This is a genomic window from Limnofasciculus baicalensis BBK-W-15, from assembly GCF_024178385.1.
GTDB classification, from domain to species: Bacteria; Cyanobacteriota; Cyanobacteriia; order Cyanobacteriales; family Coleofasciculaceae; genus Limnofasciculus; species Limnofasciculus baicalensis.
Window position 1 is genome coordinate 1 of the sequence record NZ_JAMZMM010000077.1, and the last position, 5,030, is coordinate 5,030.

General features: G+C 42.5%; 8 protein-coding genes and 1 tRNA gene. 5 read left to right on the top strand and 4 right to left on the bottom strand.

Annotation, left to right across the window (positions count from 1 at the left end):
* The coding region (locus tag NJ959_RS10045) for a hypothetical protein (RefSeq protein ID WP_254011617.1) at positions 1 to 289 on the top strand (289 nt) is incomplete at its 5' end.
* Positions 290 to 314: 25 nt separating this feature from the next.
* On the opposite strand, the gene NJ959_RS10050 is transcribed toward NJ959_RS10045, so the two are convergent.
* A complete protein-coding gene (locus NJ959_RS10050; protein WP_254011618.1) occupies positions 315 to 461 on the bottom strand; it encodes a hypothetical protein in 147 nt (48 codons plus the stop codon).
* Between the two features lie 142 nt (positions 462 to 603).
* Here NJ959_RS10050 and NJ959_RS10055 point away from each other — a divergent pair, with 142 nt between their 5' ends.
* From NJ959_RS10055 to NJ959_RS10065, 3 genes are all read left to right on the top strand, one after another.
* Positions 604 to 1,023 (top strand): hypothetical protein, encoded by a 420-nt coding sequence (locus NJ959_RS10055; RefSeq protein ID WP_254011619.1) that lies wholly within the window; start codon positions 604 to 606, stop codon positions 1,021 to 1,023.
* Between the two features lie 279 nt (positions 1,024 to 1,302).
* Positions 1,303 to 1,938, top strand: a complete 636-nt coding sequence (locus NJ959_RS10060) for an ASCH domain-containing protein (protein ID WP_254011620.1) — start codon at positions 1,303 to 1,305, stop codon at positions 1,936 to 1,938.
* A 9-nt stretch (positions 1,939 to 1,947) separates the two neighbouring features.
* Entirely contained in the window at positions 1,948 to 3,057 is a 1,110-nt protein-coding gene (locus NJ959_RS10065) for a site-specific integrase (protein WP_254011621.1), read from the top strand.
* Positions 3,058 to 3,173: 116 nt separating this feature from the next.
* On the opposite strand, the gene NJ959_RS10070 is transcribed toward NJ959_RS10065, so the two are convergent.
* Positions 3,174 to 3,245, bottom strand: a tRNA-Lys gene (locus NJ959_RS10070).
* Positions 3,246 to 3,301: 56 nt separating this feature from the next.
* A complete protein-coding gene (locus tag NJ959_RS10075; RefSeq protein ID WP_254011622.1) occupies positions 3,302 to 3,955 on the bottom strand; it encodes an HD domain-containing protein in 654 nt (217 codons plus the stop codon).
* Positions 3,956 to 4,005: 50 nt separating this feature from the next.
* On the opposite strand from NJ959_RS10075, the gene NJ959_RS30130 reads away from it, so the two are divergent.
* Positions 4,006 to 4,128, top strand: coding sequence for a hypothetical protein (locus NJ959_RS30130; RefSeq protein ID WP_256529018.1), 123 nt, complete (start codon positions 4,006 to 4,008; stop codon positions 4,126 to 4,128).
* 306 nt (positions 4,129 to 4,434) lie between these two features.
* Here the strand turns inward: NJ959_RS30130 and NJ959_RS10080 are convergent, their stop codons facing one another.
* Positions 4,435 to 4,800 carry a hypothetical protein gene (locus tag NJ959_RS10080; protein WP_254011623.1) on the bottom strand — a complete coding sequence of 122 codons (366 nt, stop codon included), beginning with the start codon at positions 4,798 to 4,800 and terminating at the stop codon, positions 4,435 to 4,437.
* Positions 4,801 to 5,030: the final 230 nt, after the last annotated feature.

The window sequence follows — 5,030 nt, forward strand, 5'->3', positions numbered from 1 at the left end:
ATTTTCACTGGGACGGGGGTTGGCTAATCTCTACTTCATCGCTTCAGCCGATCGACCCCCCGATCGACCCCCCGATCACCCCCCCGATCGACCCACAAACCCCATACAGAGAGGGGGATTGAGCGTACTTGGCGCAGGGTTGATCGTAAAATCCGAACAAACCAATTATGAAGACGCTGTAAATTTAGGCGATCGCCCGATCGACCCCCTTCAAACAAAAACTGAAACCTTTGCTGAATCAGGTATTCAGGAGACAGAGGGGGTCGATCGGAGGTTGATCAGACCATAGAGGCTGAGGCACAGGTCATTGTCCCTCAGCAGGCTGAAAGTGCGATCGCAAAAACTGACTTATCCGTCCGCCAGGAGACTACTCGCATAACAGACAAGGAAGCGTCTTCTACTTCAGTAAGTCCAGATAAAATACTAAGATTCACCGGAGAGCTATCCATCTCGTCTAGCATTTACGCCAAGAGAAAGCTGAATGCCGATACAATTACACCAGGAGCAGCTGTCATTGCTGTAGAGGAAATATTTCACTCAGACCAATCAAAGATATATGTTCGCCCCATCACAGCACAATGGGACGAAGGGACTGGGATAGCAGTGCCAAAAAGCTCTCTCGAGTTTGTGAACCCGCCAACAATTGCATCTGTCGTTGCTTTTAAGGAACGTACTAATGGGCGAAATGGCTTGTTTGAAATAGTAAAAATAGACGGAATTTCCATCAATGTAAGTAATCTGAAGACAAGGGGAACGGCTGTAGTCGAAATCGGTGAAATCAATGTTATTTACAAATGTCCAAAGCCGTTCCGATTCCAAGTCGATGACTATCTCGCAAGCTTCCAACCAACAAGGCTGGATAAACTTGGAAATGTATCCACAACGTTCGTGACAATCTCTCGTCTCGACCAAGGAGGGAAGACAACGGAGTTGATTAGGTCAACTGAATTAAAAGAAGGAAGTCCAACTAATTTAGTCAAATGGATTAAACAATGGATAAAAAATCATGATAAAGAAACATAGCTGGAGACGACGTGCGCGGATACTAATCGACTTTCTAGCGGAAGGTTATTTGAAGGAAAAGCCTGACGCAACCGATAAGGAGCTAAGAGCCTTCATCTCGAGCAATTACCCTTGGGGGGCAAGGATAAACACCCCCTATCAAGCATGGTCAAAAGAGCTTCTCTTCTATTTTCTGCTCAGAAACGGAACGCATCCTATAAAGGTAAGGAACCCCAAGCCCAGACGCAAGAAACCATGCGTACCCGAAGGCCAGTTAACCTTATTTGAATGGGAAAAAGAATGATAGAGCTAACCGCATTAAGTATTCCCCAGCCTTGGGCTTGGGCAATTATCCATGGGAACAGGAAAGCTGAGAATAGGCTACAACATCTTCGATACAGGGGCGATTTGATTATTCATTCTTCAAAAACGGTAAAGAGAGAAGAGTTTAATGCAGCCAGAGATTTTTTGTCCAGTAAAGGTGTAGTAGTCCCGAACAGGAAATATTTATCTTTCGGCAGTATCATCGGGAGAGTTTACGTGGCGGACTTTCACCATGATTCAAATTACATCCAATTTATTCCACAAGGACGATCCCTTTACTCGCAACTTAAAAATCCAGTTCGGTTTATTCCGCCTATTCCTTTTTCTGGCCGCCAAGGGCTTTTTAAAGTAAGCCTCCCAGAAGAATACGGACCAGATTACACGGGTTTCCTGGAGGAAATCTATCCATTGGTCAAAACATTAATAGGAAGAACTAACTCTTCTCACCGGGAACTTATGGGTAAAATTTCCGAGGAAATAGCAGAAGGAAAGTTAAGTAGTTATCTCGCGCATAAATTCCATCAACTACTAACCAATAATATAAAGGCTTCTCAATGTCCGGGAATTTATGTGCCGAAATACTGGAGCGCACTGGCTCCTTACTATAAATAAGGTTTTACAATGAGAAGAAGGAAGGGATCTGTTAGTGTTGAATCGTTACAAGGAAGGCTTAGGTTGAGACTACCAAGGCACGTCTTTAGTGGAGAACAGAAACACTTGACACTGGGACTGCCAGATACTTCTGATAATAGAAAGATAGCCGAAGCGAAGGCTAAGTTAATCGAGTCTGACATAGCTCTTGAAAGGTTTGACTCAACACTGGTAAAATACCAACCTCCGAGCTATTTACCAAAAGAGAACAAACAAAAGCACGAGCCAACGTTACTAGAGATATGGCTTCAGTACACAGTGTTCAAATCAAAAACACTCGCCGATTCAACAATCAAGAGAGGATTTGGTAGAACTGAACGACAACTGATTGCAATGCCATTTAAGAAACCTTCTGAAGCCAGAAATATTAGAAGGTTTCTACTCGAAAACTTAACACTGGACTCAAGTTTTCGAGCATTGACTCATCTATCAGCCTGTTGCTCATGGGCTGTAGGGGAAGGTTTCCTAGACCACAATCCTTTTGATGCTTTGCCCAAACCATCAAAGCCTAGTAAGCGCCAGACGATAAACCCTTTCACAAGAGAAGAGCGAAATTTAATCATCCAGGCTTTTTCTCTTGATACTTACTATTGTTACTACACACCGTTCGTGAAGTTCCTATTCTGGACAGGATGTCGAACAAGTGAAGCCATCGGACTTCAGTGGAAGCATGTCGATGCTGCTATGACCACAATAACCTTTGCAGAGGCTGTGGTGGACAAGAGCAGGAAGGATACCAAAACACATTGCATAAGGAAGTTCCCAGTCAATGAGGCTCTGACTGGCTTGCTCCAAAGTCAATTACCCAACGACTGGCTAGGCGACGACCTGGTTTTTCCTTCAAAGAAAGGTCTTACAATCGACCCTCATAATTTCCTCAACAAGGCATGGAAAACTGTACTTGGTAAGCTACCCATCCCCTACCGACCGCAGTACAACACCAGGCATACCTTTATCTCTCTCTGCCTAGAGAATGGTGTAAACGTGGTTCAAATCGCCAACTGGGTGGGAAATAGCCCGGATGTGATCTGGAAAAACTACGCTGGATTAGTCTCGACCATTAAAGTCCCCGAGCCATAAATCATCGTCAATTCATATTCAACCTGAGTCCTTATGGCAAAGAAAGGGCGGGGCTGGCCATGGGACAGTCCTGCCCTTTCTTTTGTTGTAATCCTTTCAGCGTCTACACTCTAGGATGGGCGACCAGGGGATCGAACCCTGAACCACCAGATTAAGAGTCTGCTGCTCTACCATTGAGCTAGTCGCCCCTAGGAAAAATTATCATAGCAGATTTTGCGCGATCGCGCCAGTCAATCCAGAAAATTTAGGCAAATTGGGAGACACAAGCGCCTAAATCCCCGATTTCCTCTTCCAAATTATGCCTAGCTCTTTTCTCTAAAGCCAGAAATAACTCACTTGTATAATATATCTTGTTTCGCTGTAAAAATTTATCTAAAACTTGTTTTCTCCCCCATCGATACTCTCGATCCGGAACCCAGGAATATTCTTGACGAATTGCCCTAGAATATGCTTTATATTCTGACTTAGCCGCACCGAGAATAGCTAAATCTGCATCCAGCAGAATTTGGCAATCTATGTCATCGAGAGGTGATTGATGAGTTTTGGTACTTAAAATTAGGGTTTTGACTCGTACTATAGTAGCCAAAGGTATTGCCAATTCGGTTAATACCACCTCAGCATATTCAGCACTTTTCTCCTCATTATCTTGAGATTTAGGATCGTAGATGACATCGTGAAACCAAGCTGCTAGCTGAATTACTGAAAAATCAATAGCCACCAATTTCAGATCTTCCAGAGTTTCTAAAACCTGATGAATATGCTCTATAGTGTGATAAAATCGACCGACAGTAGAATAAGCGGCAACCAAGTCACAAAATATCTGCTGGCTAACACTTAATTCAACCATAAACGGTTCCAGCAACTTCTGCCACTTATACTTTAAGATGTCAATATTCATATCCAAAATTGTTTTATACTAAATAATAGTAACCTATATGGGTGTCATTTATGATTAAACCAAAGAAGAAAATCATCGATAAATATCTCGATCAAATGCTCAAGCAAAAACGATGGCTACTCCTCACCCTATTTGTCACTCTAGCAGTTCTCACCTATTTTTCCATGTATTAACAGATTTTCCGTACTTCCTGTGCTAATTTATCTCAAAATAATGCCATAAATCTTTGCAAAAAAATCATTCTCGAGACGTGGCATTGCCACATATAGCGATTCTCAGTTGAGTAAGGTACAGAGAAACCCGGTTTCTTAAAGAAACCGGGTTTCTGGGGATTTATCTTCTGTACTTCATGGAACTGAAAACCGCTATATCTACATTCTTTTCCACGCCCATATCTATTAAATCATTAAAAAATCGCGATGCGGTCGGCTGGCTACGCCATCCCATGACAATCGCGATTTAAACTCTACTCAACTCAACTAAACAGGTTCAGCAACTGGCGGTTTAACCCGCTTCAGTTTTTCCCAATTAGGTGCGATCGGCTGATAAGAACAATAACAAATAATCACCCTATCCCCACTGTCATCATCGGCTGAATATTCCTGAGTGCGAGTCACTACCCAATCCCCATCACGCCCGTGAGTGATGCCATTTTCTGGATCATCTAAGTTTGTATAATTTCGGAAGCGAGAGCCAATTGATGGTGCTTTTTTATTGGGTTTTGAACTCCACTCTTCATGGAGAATGTTTGTAATTGATTTAGAAGGTATAAGGTGGCGTTCCCTCCAACCGTGGTCACTCATTGTTTCGGTTTTGTAAATAATCCAAGTTTCTTGGTTAGTCATATCGTTCATCCTCAAATGATGTTTGTTTGCCGTAGAAAACGCAATCAACTTCAAGAATTGAATCCGTTGTTTGCTTGATTTCCTTTATATCCCATCCGTATTTTCGTTTAATTCCGCCAGGGATTAAAATCCCTGTATCATAGCTTAAGTCGGTTGAAACCGACTGACAAGATTATTTTTAATGATTTCAGATTTCAGTCCATTTCAATGGACATATTACAGAATAAGCA

What these genes read in the sequence shown, in the direction of transcription:
- NJ959_RS10050 (WP_254011618.1), bottom strand. Translation starts at nt 461, where the DNA reads ATGCTAGACGAGATGGATAGCTCTCCGGTGAATCTTAGTATTTTATCT.
- NJ959_RS10060 (WP_254011620.1), top strand. Translation starts at nt 1,303, where the DNA reads ATGATAGAGCTAACCGCATTAAGTATTCCCCAGCCTTGGGCTTGGGCA.
- NJ959_RS10065 (WP_254011621.1), top strand. Translation starts at nt 1,948, where the DNA reads ATGAGAAGAAGGAAGGGATCTGTTAGTGTTGAATCGTTACAAGGAAGG.
- NJ959_RS10075 (WP_254011622.1), bottom strand. Translation starts at nt 3,955, where the DNA reads ATGAATATTGACATCTTAAAGTATAAGTGGCAGAAGTTGCTGGAACCG.
- NJ959_RS30130 (WP_256529018.1), top strand. Translation starts at nt 4,006, where the DNA reads ATGATTAAACCAAAGAAGAAAATCATCGATAAATATCTCGATCAAATG.
- NJ959_RS10080 (WP_254011623.1), bottom strand. Translation starts at nt 4,800, where the DNA reads ATGACTAACCAAGAAACTTGGATTATTTACAAAACCGAAACAATGAGT.